The sequence below is a fragment of the Streptomyces anulatus genome, from assembly GCF_000721175.1.
GTDB lineage: Bacteria > Actinomycetota > Actinomycetes > Streptomycetales > Streptomycetaceae > Streptomyces > Streptomyces anulatus_C.
The window spans coordinates 23,394-38,884 of sequence record NZ_JOEZ01000047.1; the positions used below are offsets into that span (position 1 = coordinate 23,394).

Here is a 15,491-nt window from a genome sequence, read left to right on the forward strand (position 1 = left end):
CCGTGCTGGGCGTGATAGCCGCCGGGATCAGTGCCTCGCTGGGCTGGCTCGCCCGGAACGGTTCACACGACGACGCGGTGCGAGCGGGTCGGAGGTTGGCGGACATGGAGATCGGTTACACCCGAACCGCCTCATCCGGCGCGACGAGCGCGTCGACTCACGTCGTTGCCGCCACGGCCCCGATGATCAGACGCGGCCCGCATGCGAGAGGTCATGGCGGAGGTGCGCGGCGGTGTGGGAGTCGGTGGTCTTCAGAAGATCGGCCGGACTTCCTTCGAAAAGGATTCGTCCGCCGCCGCTGCCCCCTTCGGGGCCGAGGTCGATGATCCAGTCGGCGCTCCTGACGACGTCGAGGTTGTGCTCGATGACGATGACGGTGTTGCCCTGGTCGACGAGGCGCTCGATGATGCCGAGGAGGCGGTGGACATCAGACATGTGCAAACCCGTGGTGGGTTCGTCCATGACGTAGACGCTTCCGACGCGGTGCAGGTCGGCCGCGAGCTTGAGGCGCTGGCACTCGCCTCCGGACAAGGTGCTGAGCGGCTGGCCGAGGCGAAGGTAGTCCAGCCCCACCTCGTTCAGGGCGTGCAGGACGGGGCGGAGCTTGGGCTCCGTGAAGAAGTCCGCCGCCTCGGCCGTCGTCATCTCCAAGACGTCGCTGATGGACCTGCCCCGCAGGCGGTGGCCGAGGACGTCCTCGGCGAAGCGGCGGCCCCGGCAGACCTCGCACACCGACTTCAGCGTGTCCATGAACGCCAGGTCGGTGTAGAGGACGCCGAGCCCCTGGCAGTTGGGGCATGCGCCCTTGGAGTTGGCGCTGAACAGGGAGGCGCTGACCTTGTTGGCGTTGGCGAACAGTTTGCGGATCGGATCCATCAGGCCCGTGTAGGTGGCGGTGTTGGAGCGTCGGCTGGTGGTCACCGCCGACTGGTCGATGACGATCGCGTCGGGGTATCGGCTGAGGAACTCCGCGTGGACCAGCGTGCTCTTGCCCGATCCGGCCACGCCGGTGACGACCGTCAGGACGCCGGTGGGGAAGCCGACCGTCACGTTCTTGAGGTTGTGGCTCGTCGCGTCGGTGACGGTGAGCGTCCCGGTGGCGCGCCGGGGTTCGGTCTTGAGAGGCAGTCGGTGCTGGAGGTGGCGCCCGGTGAGGGTGTCGGCACGGGTGAGTGCGTCGAAGCTGCCCTCGAAGACCACTTCGCCGCCGAGCGTCCCGGCTTTCGGGCCCATGTCGACCACATGGTCCGCGATGGCCATGACGTCGGGGTCGTGCTCGACCACGAGCACCGTGTTGCCCTTGTCCCGCAACGCGATGAGGAGTTCCTTGAGCCGGTGCACGTCCCGGGGGTGCAGGCCGACGCTCGGCTCGTCGAACACGTACAGCATCTCGGTGAGACTGCTGGACAGATGCCGGACCATCTTGATCCGCTGGGACTCGCCGCCCGAGAGCGTGCGGGTCTCCCGCTCCAGGCTCAGGTAGCCGAGTCCGATGTCGACCAGGTGGTGCAGACGGATGGTCAGGTCGTCCAGGACCGGTTTCACCCGCGGCAGGTCCAGCTCCGCCAGGACGTGTGCGAGGTGCTGGGTCTCCATCGCGGTGAGGTCCGCGATGTGGTGCCCGCCGATCCGGGTGGCCAGCGCGGCGGGCGCGAGGCGGGTGCCGTCGCAGTCGGGGCAGGAGGCGGTGCGGGCAAACCGCTGGAACACCCGGCGGCCGCGCTCGGACATGTCCTCCTTCTTGACGTAGAGCCGGGTGAACTTGTCGACGAGGCCCTCGTAACGGACGTTGAGGCTGTTGCCCTGCCAGAGGAGGCGGAGCTTGTCCGGCAGTTCGCCGTGCAGCAGCGACTGCCATTCCCGCTCGGTGAAGTCGGCCAGCGGCTTGTCGTTGTCGAACAGACCGGACTCCACATAGCTCAGCCAGTACCAGCTGTCGGTGGAGAAGTCCGGGTGCAGCAGCGCGCCCTGGTTCAGGGACCTGGTGCGGTCGAGGAACGCGTCGAGGTCGAGGCGGACGGTCGTGCCGAGGCCCGCGCAGGTGGGGCACATGCCCTGGGGGTCGTTGAAGGAGAACGCGCTCGGTGGCAGGCCCGCGGGATCGCCGGCCCGGGAGAACAGCAGACGCAGCAGCGGGTTGATGTCGGTGACCGTGCCGACGGTGGAGCGCGGGTTGCCGCCCAGGCGTTTCTGGTCGATGACGACGGCCGCGGAGATGTTCTCGACGGCGTCCATGTCCGGCCGCCCGTAGTCGGGCAGGAAGGTCCGGACGAAGGCGCTGAAGGTCTCGTTGAGCTGCCGCTGGGCCTCGGCCGCGAGGGTGTCGAACACCAGGGACGACTTGCCCGAGCCGGAGACACCGGTGAAGACGGTCAGTTGCTGCCTCGGGATCCGAAGCGAGACGTTCTTGAGGTTGTTCTCCCTGGCACCGGTCACCTTGATGGCGTCGGTCCTCACGTGTGCTCCTTGCTTGGTGCGGGTGGGCTCCCCCTCCGGGGGATGTAGGGGGGGGGAGCCCGGTCTCGGGTGGGCCTGCGGGCGGTGCCGTCAGGCGTTCTCCTTGCGGAAGGTCCGCGTGCCCCACAGCAGGGCGAGGACGGCCATGACCAGCAGCACGAGGGAGCCGGTCAGCAGCCCCGTGGCGCTCATGTCCCCCCGGAACGCCGCGCGTTCGGCGTCGACCACGTGGGTCAGGGGGTTGATCCGGGCCAGGTTGTACAGCCAGCCGGGCGCCAGTTGCTCGGAGACCGGCAGCAGCACCCCGGACAACAGCAGAAGCGGCAGGAGCACGGCGTTCATCAGCGCGGGGAACGCGGCCTCGCTCTTGAGAATCATCGCCAGTGCGTACGATCCCGAGGACAGCGTGATGGCCAGGACCGCGGCGATCGCCAGGCTGAGCAGCAGCCCGGTCAGTGAGACGTCGAGGTCGAAGACCAGCAGCGTCACCAGCACGATCAGTACGGACTGCGCGGTGGCCTGCACGGCCTGGGCCAGGACCTTGCCGAACAGCAGGGCGGCCCTGCTCGCGGGCGTGCCGCGGAAGCGGTCGACGACGCCGACCCGGTACTCGGTGAGCAGTCCCACCCCGGCGAAGGAGCCGCTGAACAGTGCCGTCTGGACGATGAGGGCCGGGGTGAGGACCTGCCAGGCGCCGCCGGGCGGGAAACCGGGGGTGTGGTCGACCACGGACACCATGAGGGGTCCGAAGAGGAACAGGTACAGGAGCGGCTGCATGATCCCGATGAGCAGCCAGGTCGGGCTGCGCAGCGCGAGCTTCATGTCCCGCACGAAGATCAGTTGGGTGTCAAGCAGCATGGGCGGCCTCCCTGGCCTGGGGCGCGGGGTCGCCGTCCCGCAGGGAGCGTCCGGTCAGGCTGAGGAACACGTCGTCGAGGGTGGGCCGGTTGACCTTGACCGAGACCATGGTGATCCCCCGGCCGTCGAGGGTGCGCAGCAGTTCCGGCAGGGCGACGTCGCCGCGGGGCACCCGGAAGCGCACCGTGTCGCCGTCGATGCTCACCTCGGTCGCGCCGGTCAGCCGCCCGGCGACGTCGGCCGCATCCGCGACCTGGTCGGTCACCTCGATGGTGATCGCGTCGCCGGCGACCCGGGCCTTGAGTCCGTCGGGGGTTCCCTCGGCGACGATCGTGCCGTGGTCGGTGACGAGGATCCGGTCGCACAGCACGTCCGCCTCGTCGAGGTAGTGCGTGGTGAGGAAGACGGTCGTGCCCTGCTCGGAGCGCAGGCGGCGGACGTGGTCCCAGAGGTTGGCCCGGCTCTGCGGATCGAGCCCGGTGGTGGGCTCGTCGAGGAAGACGAGCGTCGGTTCGTGGACTAGTCCGAGAGCGATGTCGAGCCGGCGGCGCTGACCGCCGGAGAGCGTCTTGACGGGGCGCTGGTCCAGGTCGGCGAGGTCGAGCCGCTCGGCGAGCAGGGCCCCGCGCCGTCTGGCCTCGGACCGGGACAGGCCGTAGAGCCGGGCCTGGAGTTCGATCTCCTCGGCGACCCTGGACTCGGGCCAGGTGGCGCCGCCCTGGTGGACGCAGCCGATTCTGCGCCGGACGCCCTGAGGGTCCGTCAGCAGGTCGCAGCCGGCCACGGTTCCGGTTCCGCCGGTGGGGCGCAGCAGGGTCGTGAGCATCCGTAAGGTCGTGGTCTTGCCCGCTCCGTTGGGGCCGAGGAACCCGACCACCTCCCCGGGCGCCACGTCGAAGTCGATTCCTTTGACCGCTTCGACACTTTGGCCGCGCACGGTGAACCGGCGGGCGAGCCCTCGTACTGTGATCATGAAATCCTTCTCTCGGCCCGGCAGTCGTCCGGCCGACTCGCGGCGCCCGGCCGGGATGTCGGCTCCGGCCCGCGGCTCGTCAGTACTGGCCATCGGCCGCCGCCTGGTACTCGGCGAGGCGCTCCTGCGCCTCGGCCATGTCGTCGGCGGTCGGGGCGTCGTCCTGGGTGAGCTTGACGCGCCAGTAGCCGCTGAAGTCGATCGCGCGCTTGTCGAGCCCCCGGTCGTTGACCAGGTGGCGCCGCAGGGTCCGGACGACACCTGCCTCGCCGGCCAGCCAGGCGAAGGGGCGCCCGGGCGGGAACTCGGCGCCGCGGACGGCGTCGATCAGGGCTTCGCTGCGGCCGGCCTGGATTCCGTCGCGGTGCAGCCAGTGCAGGGTGACGTCGCCCGCCGTCCGGAAGGGCTGCTGCTCGGCGCGTTCGGCGACCTCGATGTAGACCTGGGCGCGGGTCCCCTCGGGCAGGGCCTCCAGCAGTGTGCCGATGGCGGGCAGTGCCGTCTCGTCGCCGGCGAGCAGCAGCCAGTCGGCGGAGGTGATCGATTCCGTCAGGGAGACCGGTCCGGCGTAGAGCGCGGAGGGGCCGACCATGCCGAGCCGGTCGCCTGGGCGGGCGGAGCCGGCCCAGGCGCTGGCCGGGCCGCTGTCGCCGTGCAGGACGAAGTCGACCTCTACGGTGTTCGTCCCGGGCACGCGCCGGCGGAGGGTGAAGCTGCGCATCCAGGGCCGCTCGTCCTCCGGAATGGCCAGAAATGCCTGGTACCAGCCCGTCGCGTCGTCGCTCTGCTCCGGCAGGACGGGGCGCGCCTGGCCGGGCCGGGGGAAGCAGAGCTTGAGCTGCTGGTCCGGGGTCAGGCCGACGGAGTCGTCGAGGTGGTCGGCCTCGAACGTCACGCGGGCCATCCGCGGTGTCATGCGCGTGATGTCGGTGACCTGGATGAACGTGACGGGGAGCTCTGCCATCGAAAAAGCCTTCCACGAACGTACGGGCGTACCAGGGCGGACGCCCAGCTGGTATCCTTACAGCGTAAAGAGATGTGCCCAGTGAGGTTACGTTATGCAGTAAGGAGTTGCAAGGTGGCTGTTTTCGCCGGACAGGGCGATGCCCGCCGATCCATGTCCCTGCTCTGGCGATCGGCTGAATCGGGTGAGCCTGTCCCGAAACCCGGCCCCAAACCCGGACTCGACGTGGACACGATCGTGGCCGCAGGTGTCGCGGTGGCAGACGAACAGGGAATGGCGGCCCTGTCCATGCGGGCGGTCGGGACCCGGCTCGGGCGGACCGCCATGGCCCTCTACACGTACGTGCCGAGCAAGAGCGAACTGGTCGATCTCATGCACGACCGGGTGCTGGCCGAACTGCCCACGGAGTACGACACGAGCGTGGGATGGCGCCCTGCGATCACCGCCTGGGCCGCCGACTCCTGGGCGTTCTATCTGCGCCACCCCTGGGTGCTCCAGGTCTCGCAGGCCCGTCCCGTACTCGGGCCGAACGAGTACGCGCGGCTGGAGACGGTGGTGCGGATCCTGGGCGGAATCGGCCTGGAACCCCTGCACGTCAGACGGGTCATCGCGGTGTTGTTCCAGTTCGTGCGGGGTATGGCCCTGGTCGCGACGGAACACCGGCAGGCGGCGCCGGAGACCGGGGTGCCCGATGAGGAGTGGTGGGCGCAGCGGTCCGCGCTGATGGCGGAGTTCGCGCCGGACTTCACCGAACGCTTCCCCGCCCTCGCGGCCCTGGAGTCGACCGCGAGTCTCGCCGCCATGACCGAGTCGGAGGCGGGTGGCGCCGCGTCACACATGGAGCAGGAGGCGAGGGAGGCGTTTCGAGTGGGCCTGGACCTGATCCTCGACGGCGCCGAGGCGGCGGTGCGGACGGACTCCGACGGCACCCTCCACGCCTCGGCGGGCACCCCCTGACGGGGTCGTGCGGGCCCGCACGATTCAGCACGTGCCGCACTCCCGAAGCGATCGGCATCGAAGTCGATTCCACCCCAGTCGGCCACCTCCGGCCGAAAATATTCATTGACGGTATCTCGGACGGTGACTACCGTTTTTTAAGCTTGCGCCCTTGATGGCTCGAGTGCGCGATGAATGGTGCGAGATACATCATGCCCCCAATTTCAGGAGAATGCCGGTGCAGCACATCGCCAAATATGACCGGAGTGACCGTCAATCAACAGTCGGCCGCCGAGCGACCGAGGCGGCCCGCCCTCGCAGACCGGGCGAGCAGGAACGAATCTTCACCACCCGGGTCGGCCTCAAGATACCGACCAGCCTCACGTACGACCGATGGGAGAAGGTCGGGCAGCACATCTTCCAGATCGCCGACTCCTCCGCCTGGTGCCTGGGCGACTGGCTCGCCTACGGCCAGGACCGCTACGCCGACCGCTACCAGACCGGAGTCCAGGCCGCGGGACTCGACTACCAGACGCTGCGCAACTACGCATGGGTGGCACGCCACTTCGAGCTCTGGCGTCGGCGCGAGACGCTGAGTTTCGGCCACCACGCCGAGGTCGCCTCCCTGCCGCCGGCGGAGGCCGACACCTGGCTCGACCAGGCGGAGCAGCACGGCTGGTCACGGAACCAGCTCCGACTGCGGCTGCGGGAGAGCCGCAGAGGAGACCGGCCGGCCAGACCCGCACGGGCCAGCCAGCTCCGGATCAGCGCCCCCTGTGACCGTGTCCAGCGCTGGCGGGAGGCCGCATCGAGGGGAGACCGGGACTTCGAGGAGTGGGTCCTGCTGACGCTCGACCGTGCCACCGCGCACGAGCTCGGTCATTGACGCCCCCGCCCGACCACCGGAGACGGCCCCCAATGAAGATCCACATCGACCACCGCACCTGTATCGGGTCCGGGCAGTGCACCCTGACGGCACCCACTGTGTTCACCCAGGACGACGACGGGTACGCCGCGCTCGTACCCGACGGGTCGCAGACGGCGCCCCCGCGGCAGGTCACCCAGGCCGCGCTGTCCTGCCCCGTCCAGGCCATAGCCGTGCGGAACGACCCGCCTGACGCCTGACGGCACAACTCCCGCCACCCCCCAACGCCGAGGGCTCCACGGTGCAGACCGTGGAGCCCTCAGTGCTGCGGCTCGGATCATGCTCCGAGCCGCAGGCGCAACGCGTTCAGCCGCCAACTGCCGGGCAGCCGGGCACGGTCGTGCTCCGGATCGCCGTCAGCGAGCGCGAGGTCCGGGTAGCGGGCCAGCAGCCGGGCGAGCGCCACCTCGCCCTCCTGCCGGGCCAGCGTCGCACCCAGGCAGTAGTGGATGCCGTGGCCGAAGCCCACGTGGTTCTCGGCCTGCCCGTCCGGCTGACGTGTCAGGTGAAGCCGGTCCGGCTCGGTGTAGTGCCGCGGGTCGAAGTTGGCCGATACCAGCACCGGTTGGACCGCGTCACCGCGGGCGATGCGCGTGCCGGCTATCTCCAGGTCCTCGACGGCGTAGCGCAGTCGGGCCACCTGCACCGAGCCGCACCAGCGCATCAGCTCGTGCACCGCTCTCGGGAGCAGCGCCGGGTTCTCCCTGAGCCGTGCCAGCTGGTCGGGATGGGTGAGCAGGGCCGCGGTGCCGTTGCCGATCAGATGCGTGCTCGTCTCATGGCCGGCCAGCACCAGGGTGAGCACCATGGTAACCATCTCCGTGTCGCTGAACCGTCCGCCGTCGTCGTCCTGTGCCCGGATCAGCTCGCTCAGCAGATCGTCCCTGAGCGCGGTGCGACGCTGTTCGATCAGTTGATGGCAGTAGTCGATCATCACGGGAAAGGAGTGCTGTAGGCGTTCGGGCCGCATCGACACGAGGTCCCCGCCCCACTCCCGCCACCGCTCGAGGTCGACCTCGGGGATGCCGACGAGCCGGCAGATCACCGTGATGGAAAGGGGGTAGGCGTAGTGCTCCAGCAGGTCCACCGTTCCGTCCTGCGCCCGGTGGGGCAGTTCGGCGAGCAGCCGGTCGGCGATCTGTTCGATGGCGGGACGCAGATCGAGGATACGGCGGGCCGTGAACGCCCGGGTCACCAGGCGGCGCAGCCGCGGATGGTCCGGCGGGTCGCTGTCCAGGATGGATCCGAGCAGGTAGATCCGTAAGTGCTCGGGGACCTTGAGCAGTTCCATCATCCCCTCACGCGGATCCGCGTCCTGTGCGCCGGGCACGTGGGAAGGGGTGTTGACGAACCGTGGGTCGCGTAGCACGGCGCGGACGTCGTCGTAGCGGGTCACGAACCACACCGGAGTGCCGTCCACGAACCGCCCGCGGACGACCGGGCCCTGTTCGCGCAGCCGGCCGTAACCGCCGAAGGGGTCCGCGAGCAGGTCGGGGTCCATCATGTGCGGGCCGGCGGGGCACGCCGTTCCCCCGTCGGCCGGCGGGGCGTCCTGGAACGTGGAAGACATGGTCGGCTCCGGTACTCGCTGGGGCGTCACTTGACCGCGCTGATCACGCCGTGCGGCGTCCACTGGCCGCCGGGCAGCCGCTCGGGCTTCACGAACCCGGCCGCGGCGAACCACTCCTCGTACTGGCCCCACCGGTAGATCGTGCTGCTGGCAGCCGGCAGCGTCGCGAAGTACACGTTGTCCAGGGCCGCGTACAGCGGGCCGTCCCCGCTGTCGTCGGACATGGCGTTGAACACCAGCACCCGCCCGCCGTCCGGCAACGCCGCGTGCGCCTTGCGCAACAGCCGTGTGTTCTCCTGCGGCGACCAGATCACGAGTTGGTTGGCGAAGAGCACGCAGTCGTGGCCTGTCGGGTAGGTGTCGGCGAAGATGTCCGCAGCTCGCACGGAGATCCGGTCGGACAGGCCGTGCTCGGCGATCTTCTTGCGGGCGATCTCCACCGTGCCGGGCAGGTCCAGGACGGTGAACTCCACGCCGGGGTTGGCCTGCGCGAGGGTGATGGCGTTGACGCCGTCGCCGCCGCCCACGTCGAGCACGCGCCGCACTCCGGTGAGGTCGGCCTTCTCGACCAGCACGGGGTTGGACAGCCGGGACCAGGACCGCATGCAGCGGTAGAACAACTGCTCCAGCTCGGGGTCCGCGGACAGCCGGTGGTAAAGGTCCTCCCCCGTGCCCTTGATCCGTCGCAGGCCGACGTTGGTGTTCTCGCGCAGTGACGCGATGAAGTCCACCTCGGCGGGCCGGACGATCCGCTCCTCGTACTCGACGAGATCCTCGATGATCTCCCAGGTGCCCTCCGCGAAGAGACCGTTCAGCACGTCGGCGTTCTCGTAGCCGTCGCCCTGACGCATTGTCAGTCCGAGAGCGGTGGTGCCGAGCAGCAGGATCTGCACCGGCCGCTCCTCCAGGTCGAGTTCCCGGCCGATCTCCGGCGGCGTCAGGCCCGGTCGCCGGTGCAACAGGGTGAACAGGCCCAGGTCGCTGCCCGCGCGGAGCATCTGGAAGGCCGAGGAGCCGAACAGGATCTGTACCAGTCCGTCGGTGGTGAGCGGGGATGCGTGAACCATGGGCACTCCGAATCGGCTGAGGTGGAGAGGTGGGTGTGCGGGGAGGCGGACGTCAGGTCACCCGGGCGAGGCCGGCGGGCCGGGAGGCGTAGGCGCCCTCGGCCACGACGTCGCGAATACGGGCCAACGCGTCCCAGACGTCGGTGAACCGGGTGACCAGGGGGGACAGACCGATACGCAGCCGGTCCGGGACCCGGTAGTCGCAGACGACCTTCGCGTCCGCGGCCAGCGCCTGGCAGATCCGCCAGGCGTCGGGGTGGTATAGGGACAGATGCGAACCGCGCCGCTCCGGCGGGCGGGGCGAGGCGGGCCGGAAGTCCAGCGGAGAGAGCAAGGCGTCCGCCAGATCGTCGGCCAGCCGGCCCAGCCGCAGCCCCTTGGCCCGGATTCGTGCCAGGCCGGCCTCCTCGACCAGGGCGAGGGCGGGATCGATCGCCGCCAGCGACACCAGCGGCGGGGTGCTCACCAGGAACCGCTCGATGCCCGGCACCGGGTCGTAGTCGGGCCCCATCTCGAACTGCCCGCGCTGCCCGTACCAGCCCCACACCGGCTGCCGCAGCCGGGACTGCAGGTCGCGCCGCACATAGAGGAAGGCGGGTGAACCCGGGCCGCCGTTCAGGTACTTGTAGGTGCAGCCGACGGCGAGTTCCGCACCAGTGCCGGCCAGGTCGACGGGGACGGCTCCGGCGGCGTGCGACACGTCCCACACCACCCGCGCGCCGACCGCGTGGGCCAGGTCGTTCACCTGCGCCATGTCCAGCAGCGCGCCGCTCCGGTAGGACACCAGCGACAGCACCACCAGCACGACGTCACCGTTCAGTGCCGAGCGCAGCGCGTCGAGGTCGAGGCCGCCGTCGAGTTCGGACGGCAGCCGCACCAGCCGAAGCCCGCGCTGTTCGGCCAGGCCCTGGACGATGTACCGGTTGGTGGGGAAGTCCTCGGCGTCCATCAGGACGGTGCCGCGCCCCGGTGCCGCGTCCAGGGCGGCGGCGGCCAGCTTGTAGAGGTTGACCGACGTGGAGTCGGAGATCACCACCTCGCCGGGTGCGGCGCCGAGTACGTGCTCGGCGAGGCGGTCGCCGAGTCGGGCGCCCCAGTCGATCCAGCCCTGCCACGACCGCACCAGTCCCCCGCCCCAGCCCTCCTCGACCACCTCCCGCAGTACCTCCGGCGTGGCCGCGGGCAGCGGGCCCAGCGAGTTGCCGTCCAGGTAGATCAGCTCCGGATCGGCGATGACGAACCGCTCGCGGAACGCGGCGAGCGGATCGGCCGCGTCCAGTTCCTCGGCCACCGTGCGCGGGATCCCGCTCACCATCGGCCCTCCTTCTGTCTCGTGTCGTCCGTGTCCGCGTGTCCCCGCCGTCCGCGGGGGAGGCCATGGGCGCCCGGTCAGAGCGTGGAGCGCACCGACCACAGTTCCGGGAAGAAGCGGTGCTCACTGATCCGGGCGAGCCAGGCCACGCCCTCGGTGCCGCCGGTCCCGGGCTTGGCGCCCAGCATCCGCTGCACGGTCACCAGGTGGGCGTAGCGCCAGCGCGCGAACTGGTCGGCGGTGTCCATCAGCGCCTCGGCGAGCAGATGCAGGTCGCGATGGCGGACGGGGTCCCGGTAGACCGACCGCCAGGCCTCCTCGACCTCCGCGCCGCCGCGGTACGGCCGGGTGGAGTCCCAGTCCGTGGAGTCGTCCGACGTGAGCAGCCCGCGGCGTGCCAGCAGCGTGAGCGCGGCGTCGTACAGGCTCGGCTCGTGCAGCTGGCCGACCACCGAGTCATAGCCCGCCGTGTTCCGGTGCGGCGCGGCCATCGCGGGGTTCTTGTTGCCGAGCAGGAACTCCAGGCACCGGTAGCCGGCCGACTGGAAGCCGGAGGCCGACCCCAGGACGTCCCGGAACTCGGCGAACTCCACCGGGGACAGCACGGAGAACGTCTCCCACGAGACCAGCAGCACCTGCTGCACCCGCGCGGCGCGGCGCAGCGTCCACAGCGCGTCGTCGAGCAGGTCGTCCGCCAACTGGTCACGCGCTGTGCTGAATTCGGTGTGCAGCAGCTTGAACAGCAGCTCCTTGACCTGGCTCATGATGATGAACCCCGGCTCGGTACGGGCCGAGCTGAGCGGATGCTGCAACGCCAGCAGCTCGTCCATCCGCGCGTAGTGGGCGTACGGGGTGGTGTCCGACGGGGATCCGACGGACAGCGGGCACGCGGGGCTCCGGGTGGTCTGTTCGGTGGTCATGCGGTCGTTCCTTCCAGTTCCATCTGCGCCAGTACCGCGTCGCCCAGCACGGTGCCCGGCACGCCCAGGTCGTAGGGGAGGTCGAAGTGGTCGCGCCGATCGGCGACGACCTCCGTCACCGCTGCCCGGGGGCGCAGCGCCGTCACCATCCGGTCGTGCTGGCGGACGTACTCCTCGGTCTCGTTCCCGCCGCGGGCGACCACCGTCTCGGGCAGCCGAGCCGGCAGTCGAAGGATCGGGCTGTTGCGGCGAGCCGCGGCCTCGTCCAGCCGCAGCGCGTCGTTGACGTAGGACAGGCGGACCGGCTCCAGGTCGTACATGCCGCTGAGCAGCACCGCCCCGGCGATCCGGCCGGACACGTCCGGGTCGGCCGACGCATCCGGCAGCAGGGCCATGGCGGCCAGGTGTGCACCGGCCGAGGTGCCGCACAGATGGAGGCGGTCCGGGGCGAACCCGAGCCCGTCCGCGTGCCGCAGCAGCCAGTCCACGGCCCGGCGCACCATGCCCGCCATGGCGTCCAGGCCGACGTCCGGCGCCAGCCCGTACTCGACCACCGCGACCGCCGCACCGGCGGCCAGCAACGGCGGCACCGGGAAGGCGGATTCGGCACGGCCGAGTGCCTGCCAGTTCCCGCCGTGCACGAACACCAGCAACGGCGCCCGCCCGGCTCCCGGTCCGGGGAAGTAGTCGAGTCTCTCCGCCGGGTGCGGGCCGTAGGCGAGAGAGGTCCGCACCGGGTGGGCCCGGCGGGCGGCCTTGCTCAGCCGCTCGTACTCGTGCAGGTAGGCGTCCAGGCTCGCCACGCGGGAACTCGGCGAGTACTGCCGGTCCAGCGTGGCCTGGTCCATGCCCCGGTACACGGCAGGTCCGGCCGGCGGTGCGTCGCGCATGCGCTCAGCTCCCCGAAGCGTAGGCGGCACGGGCCCGCTCGTACACCTCGGTCAGCAGCGGGTCGATGCCGTGCGACCCGCTGCCGTAGCGGGCTCCGAAACGGCTCGCGTACTCCTCGAACCACTCCCGCCTGTCGGCCAGGAACAGCACGTCGTGGATCGCCATCGACCGCACCGCCATCATCGGCACCGGTGCGTGGCTCACCTCGAACGCCGGATTGCGCGCGGCCTTCTCCTCGCACTTCTCGTGGAACTGCGCGATCATCAACCCCCGCCGCACACTCTCCGGCTTCAGCGCGGTGTGCGCCGTGTCCAACAGGTGCAGGTGCTCGGCCGGCAGGTCCGGCAGGACGAGCAGCAGCGAGCGCAGATTCGGGTTGCCGGACCTCCAGTCGACCTCGCTGAACTCGTCGAGGCCGCAGCGGACGATCTCGTCGATCAGGGTCTGGCTCGGGGTGGGGCCGACCAATCTGACGCGGATCTCCAGCGCGCCGGCACGCTGGGCGGGTTCGACGAAGGGGCACACCGGGCCGGTGCGTCCGAGTTCGTCGTGCGGTCGGCGGATGTACTCGCTCAGCCATTCGTCCATGGCGGCCAGGGCCTTGGCCACGTCGACGGAGAGCACGTCGGTCAACATCAGTGTCAGTCCTCGGGTGTCGGTCCTCGCGGACAGCGGACGGCGGGTTCCTGGTGGGCGGCCCGCGCAGGTCACTCGTCGCCGGTGAGGTCGTGGAGCTTGGCCGAGAGGATGCGGCCGATCTCGGCCAGCGTGTCCGGGCGGGTCAGCATCGACCCGTGGTCGCCGGGCACCACATGGGCCTCGACGGAGCCGCGCACGTACGGCTGCCAGGCCCCGGCGGTCACCGGCGGGTCCTGCTCCTCCGAGCAGGCGATCAGCAGCAGGTCTCCGTCGATCGGGCCGGGCCGGTAGTCGACGGTCAGATGGGTGTTGTTCGCCGAGATCTCGGTGATCGTCGTGAGCCGGTCCTCCTCCAGGTTGGCCAGCACACTGCCCTGGCGGCGCAGGATCTCCCGCGCCTTGGCGAAGGTCATCTCCTCGTCGTGGTGGTGACTGCCGTCGTCGACGAGACCCACGTGGTAGAGCAGCATCACCCGGTCGTCCGGGGCAGGCACGTCGGCGTGGGTGAGGCCCTGCCAGTCGGGGATCACGTCGAGCACCGCGACCAGCGCCACCGGTTCGCCGCGCCGCTGGAACTCCGCGGCCAGCGCGTGCGCGCACAGCCCGCCGAACGACCAGCCGGCCAGGTGGTACGGCCCGTGCGGCTGCACCCTCTGGATCTGGTCGGCGTAGTCCACCGCCATCTCCTCGATGCTGGCGGGCCGGGGTTCCGGCCGGGCCAGACTGCGCGCCTGGATGCCGTACAGCGGGTACTGCGGCCCCAGGTGCTTGATGAGCGCGCTGTACGACCAGCTGATGCCTCCACCCGGATGGACACAGAACAGCGGCGGCCTGCTGCCCGCGGTGCGCAGCGGCAGCATCACCTCGTACGAGCCGTCCGCGTCGTCGACGTCGAGCCGGGCCGCGATGCCCGCCGGTGTCGGCGCCTCGAACAGGCTCCGCACGCCCAGCTCGACGCCGAAGGCCGCGCGCAGCCGGGCCATCAGCCGGGTGGCCAGCAGCGAGTGCCCGCCCAGGTCGAAGAAGTCCTCGCTCACACCGACCACCGGCCGGCCGAGGACCTCCGCGAACAGCTCGCACACCACCTGCTCCTGCGGAGTGGCCGGCGCCCGCCCGATGTCGGCGGGCTCCGGTTCGAGCGTCGGCAGCGCGGCACGGTCGAGCTTGCCGTTGGAGGTGAGCGGCAGCCGGTCGAGCGGAACCACGGCGGCGGGGCGCATGTACTCGGGCAGCCGACGGCGCAGGTGCTCCCGTACGGCCATGAGCAGGGCGCCGGTGCTCCGGCCGGTGGCCGGACTGGTGGTCCAGGAGGAGAGCGGCGTGCCGGGGCCGGCCGCGCCCGTGGGCGCGTAGGCACCGACGGGCACCCCCTCGCCGAGCAGTTCGCGCTTGACGTACGTGAGATCGAGGGCGGCCGGGTCGTGCCCGTTCCAGCTGATCGCCGTCCAGTAGCCGTACTTCTCGCCCAGGCGGTGCAAGTCCTCCGGATCGACGCCGGCCGTGTCCCGGACGTCCGGTGCCGTCCCGGACTCGAGCGCGCGCTGTGCGGCGAGGTCGGCCGCGATGCGCGCGTGGGGTACCCCGGTGACGCGCAGCCGGTCGGGCCTCGCGCTGCCCAGATGATCGGCGAGGGCACCCGGGTCACGGGTCCATGGGCGGGTGGGGGCGTCGTCGAGGGGGTGGGGGGTGATGCCGGTCTTGTAGAGGGTGGCGTCGTAGCGGTAGCGGGTGAGTTCGTTGTGGGCGGTTCCGCGCTTGAGCTGGATGTCGGAGCCCGCCAGGTCGGGGACGTGATGACCGAGGGCGCTGAAGTACTCGGGGTCGACGAGGAGTTCCTTCTCCAGGACCAGGCTCTGCTCGACGGCACGGCGGATCGCGGCCGTGTCGCTCGGGTCCTCGGCACGCGCCGTCTGCACACCGGAGGCGAAGGTCCGCAGCAACCGCGGATTGCGCAGGTCGCCCAGGAACAAGGCGCCACC

At 70.5% G+C, this 15,491-nt stretch carries 14 protein-coding genes; 3 read left to right on the forward strand and 11 right to left on the reverse strand.

Going from position 1 to position 15,491, the window contains the following annotated elements; all coding sequences use genetic code 11:
- Positions 1–186: 186 nt before the first annotated feature.
- The 4 genes from IG90_RS0135570 to IG90_RS0135585 form a co-directional block, all read right to left on the reverse strand.
- On the reverse strand, positions 187–2,457 hold the full coding sequence (locus IG90_RS0135570) for an ATP-binding cassette domain-containing protein (RefSeq protein WP_030594233.1): 2,271 nt from the start codon (positions 2,455–2,457) through the stop codon (positions 187–189).
- 90 nt (positions 2,458–2,547) lie between these two features.
- Positions 2,548–3,315, reverse strand: coding sequence for an ABC transporter permease (locus IG90_RS0135575; RefSeq protein WP_030594235.1), 768 nt, complete (start codon positions 3,313–3,315; stop codon positions 2,548–2,550).
- Entirely contained in the window at positions 3,305–4,288 is a 984-nt protein-coding gene (locus IG90_RS0135580; RefSeq protein ID WP_030594237.1) for a daunorubicin resistance protein DrrA family ABC transporter ATP-binding protein, read from the reverse strand. The genes IG90_RS0135575 and IG90_RS0135580 overlap by 11 nt, the downstream gene beginning before the upstream one ends.
- A 79-nt stretch (positions 4,289–4,367) precedes the next feature.
- A complete protein-coding gene (locus IG90_RS0135585; protein ID WP_030594239.1) occupies positions 4,368–5,252 on the reverse strand; it encodes a siderophore-interacting protein in 885 nt (294 codons plus the stop codon).
- Positions 5,253–5,366: 114 nt separating this feature from the next.
- On the opposite strand from IG90_RS0135585, the gene IG90_RS0135590 reads away from it, so the two are divergent.
- From IG90_RS0135590 to IG90_RS0135600, 3 genes are all read left to right on the forward strand, one after another.
- Positions 5,367–6,209 (forward strand): TetR/AcrR family transcriptional regulator, encoded by an 843-nt coding sequence (locus IG90_RS0135590; protein ID WP_051860409.1) that lies wholly within the window; start codon positions 5,367–5,369, stop codon positions 6,207–6,209.
- A gap of 217 nt (positions 6,210–6,426) precedes the next feature.
- Positions 6,427–7,074 (forward strand): LmbU family transcriptional regulator, encoded by a 648-nt coding sequence (locus IG90_RS0135595; RefSeq protein WP_206433915.1) that lies wholly within the window; start codon positions 6,427–6,429, stop codon positions 7,072–7,074.
- Between the two features lie 32 nt (positions 7,075–7,106).
- Positions 7,107–7,313: a ferredoxin gene (locus tag IG90_RS0135600; protein WP_030594245.1), complete on the forward strand. Its 207-nt coding sequence runs from the start codon at positions 7,107–7,109 to the stop codon at positions 7,311–7,313.
- A gap of 77 nt (positions 7,314–7,390) precedes the next feature.
- On the opposite strand, the gene IG90_RS0135605 is transcribed toward IG90_RS0135600, so the two are convergent.
- The 7 genes from IG90_RS0135605 to IG90_RS0135635 all read right to left on the reverse strand — a co-directional run.
- Positions 7,391–8,683 carry a cytochrome P450 family protein gene (locus tag IG90_RS0135605; protein ID WP_233436190.1) on the reverse strand — a complete coding sequence of 431 codons (1,293 nt, stop codon included), beginning with the start codon at positions 8,681–8,683 and terminating at the stop codon, positions 7,391–7,393.
- A 26-nt stretch (positions 8,684–8,709) separates the two neighbouring features.
- A complete protein-coding gene (acmL, locus tag IG90_RS0135610) occupies positions 8,710–9,750 on the reverse strand; it encodes a 3-hydroxy-D-kynurenine methyltransferase AcmL (RefSeq protein ID WP_030594248.1) in 1,041 nt (346 codons plus the stop codon).
- Between the two features lie 52 nt (positions 9,751–9,802).
- Complete coding sequence (locus IG90_RS0135615; protein WP_030594250.1) at positions 9,803–11,065, reverse strand: kynureninase; 1,263 nt, start codon at positions 11,063–11,065, stop codon at positions 9,803–9,805.
- Positions 11,066–11,139: 74 nt separating this feature from the next.
- Positions 11,140–11,982: a tryptophan 2,3-dioxygenase gene (locus tag IG90_RS0135620; RefSeq protein ID WP_078585540.1), complete on the reverse strand. Its 843-nt coding sequence runs from the start codon at positions 11,980–11,982 to the stop codon at positions 11,140–11,142.
- Entirely contained in the window at positions 11,979–12,872 is an 894-nt protein-coding gene (locus IG90_RS0135625) for an alpha/beta hydrolase (protein WP_030594254.1), read from the reverse strand. Before IG90_RS0135625 ends, IG90_RS0135620 begins: the two co-directional genes overlap by 4 nt.
- A 4-nt stretch (positions 12,873–12,876) precedes the next feature.
- Positions 12,877–13,509, reverse strand: a complete 633-nt coding sequence (locus IG90_RS0135630) for a DUF6875 domain-containing protein (RefSeq protein ID WP_051860410.1) — start codon at positions 13,507–13,509, stop codon at positions 12,877–12,879.
- Positions 13,510–13,580: 71 nt separating this feature from the next.
- Positions 13,581–15,491, reverse strand: a 1,911-nt coding sequence (locus tag IG90_RS0135635) for an alpha/beta fold hydrolase (RefSeq protein WP_157846389.1), incomplete at its 5' end; no start/stop codon positions are given.

Bases quoted from the DNA above. Each gene is read 5' to 3' on its own strand.
- IG90_RS0135575 (WP_030594235.1), bottom strand. From the start codon at position 3,315: ATGCTGCTTGACACCCAACTGATCTTCGTGCGGGACATGAAGCTCGCG.
- IG90_RS0135580 (WP_030594237.1), bottom strand. From the start codon at position 4,288: ATGATCACAGTACGAGGGCTCGCCCGCCGGTTCACCGTGCGCGGCCAA.
- IG90_RS0135585 (WP_030594239.1), bottom strand. From the start codon at position 5,252: ATGGCAGAGCTCCCCGTCACGTTCATCCAGGTCACCGACATCACGCGC.
- IG90_RS0135600 (WP_030594245.1), top strand. From the start codon at position 7,107: ATGAAGATCCACATCGACCACCGCACCTGTATCGGGTCCGGGCAGTGC.
- IG90_RS0135605 (WP_233436190.1), bottom strand. From the start codon at position 8,683: ATGTCTTCCACGTTCCAGGACGCCCCGCCGGCCGACGGGGGAACGGCG.
- acmL (WP_030594248.1), bottom strand. From the start codon at position 9,750: ATGGTTCACGCATCCCCGCTCACCACCGACGGACTGGTACAGATCCTG.
- IG90_RS0135615 (WP_030594250.1), bottom strand. From the start codon at position 11,065: ATGGTGAGCGGGATCCCGCGCACGGTGGCCGAGGAACTGGACGCGGCC.
- IG90_RS0135620 (WP_078585540.1), bottom strand. From the start codon at position 11,982: ATGACCACCGAACAGACCACCCGGAGCCCCGCGTGCCCGCTGTCCGTC.
- IG90_RS0135625 (WP_030594254.1), bottom strand. From the start codon at position 12,872: ATGCGCGACGCACCGCCGGCCGGACCTGCCGTGTACCGGGGCATGGAC.
- IG90_RS0135630 (WP_051860410.1), bottom strand. From the start codon at position 13,509: ATGTTGACCGACGTGCTCTCCGTCGACGTGGCCAAGGCCCTGGCCGCC.